The organism is Acidovorax sp. HMWF018, from assembly GCF_003061035.1.
Lineage (GTDB): Bacteria > Pseudomonadota > Gammaproteobacteria > Burkholderiales > Burkholderiaceae_C > Acidovorax > Acidovorax delafieldii.
The window spans coordinates 5,829-6,909 of record NZ_QAIM01000502.1; the positions used below are offsets into that span (position 1 = coordinate 5,829).

General features: G+C 66.9%; 1 protein-coding gene and 1 pseudogene. Both read right to left on the reverse strand.

The genetic code is table 11. From position 1 onward, the window contains the following. Positions 1-275: pseudogene (locus DBR23_RS31415) on the reverse strand (tannase/feruloyl esterase family alpha/beta hydrolase); the annotation flags it as partial. Between the two features lie 189 nt (positions 276-464). Beyond that, positions 465-1,081, reverse strand: a 617-nt coding sequence (locus DBR23_RS21410; protein ID WP_146191397.1) for a tripartite tricarboxylate transporter substrate binding protein, incomplete at its 5' end; no start/stop codon positions are given.

Genomic DNA, 1,081 nt, shown 5'->3' on the forward strand with positions numbered 1-1,081 from the left:
ATGGCCCCCGTGACCACACAGTGCCCGGGCAAAAAGTCGCCCGTGGCAGCGCCACCGGGGCGGCGCGTGCCCGGTGGCACATAGCTGGTGGACAAGTTGGTGTTGCTGAGCTGCGCGTTGGTGCTCAATGCGGCGCAAGCGGCGGCCGGGTTGGCGCTCTCCGTCACCAGCACAGCGTTGCCGCCGCCGCAGGCACTGAGCAATAGCGGCAGCAGCACGGCGGCGGGCAGCGCCACGCGTTGCGCGATGGGGGTATCCAGCGAAAGGGATGGCATGGTGGTCTCCTCGGTTGATCGGTCTTGTGGGGTTGAACCATTGGCGCAGCAACGCCCGGCGACGGCCGTCAGGGCGTCGCTGAGGAAGGTGCGCGGATTTTTTGGGAATCGGACGGCGTTGCCCCTATCGCCTGGCGCCGCCCTGCGAGCGGAATGCGCAGCGCCCGGCAATCACTGGGCAATGCCGACTCAGTCGGCCTTGAAGCCCGTGGCGGCCACGGCCTTGCCCCAGGTCACCGTGTCGGCCGCGATGATGCGGGTGAACTCCTCGCGGTTGGTGCCCGTCACGCGGAAACCAGCCTCTTCCATCTTGGCCTTGCCCTCAGGCGACTGCACGGCCTTGATGATGTCGGCGCTCAGCTTGGCGACGATCTCGGGGGGCGTCTTGGCCGGGGCCACGATGCCAAACCACGAGTTGAACTCCAGGCTGGGGTAGCCCTGCTCCTTGATGGTGGGCACATCGGGCAGTGCGTTGGACCGGGTGCCGCCTGTGGTGCCCAGCGCCACCAGCTTGCCGGCCTTCACGTTGGGCGCAGCCAGGCCCACGCTGGCAAACACGCCCTGCACGTCACCGCTGAACAGGCCACCCAGCGCGTCGGTGGTGTTCTTGTAGTGCACCGGTTCGGGCTTGAGCTTCACGGCCTCGCCAAACATGAAGGCGCCAAAGTGCCCCGGGGTACCCGCGCCAAAGGTGGCCAGGAACAGGCCCTTTTGCTGCTGGGTCCAGGTCACAAAGTCCTTCACATTGCGCGACGGCACCTTTTGCGGGTTGACGAGCAACGCGAAGTCGGCAGTGACCACCTGGC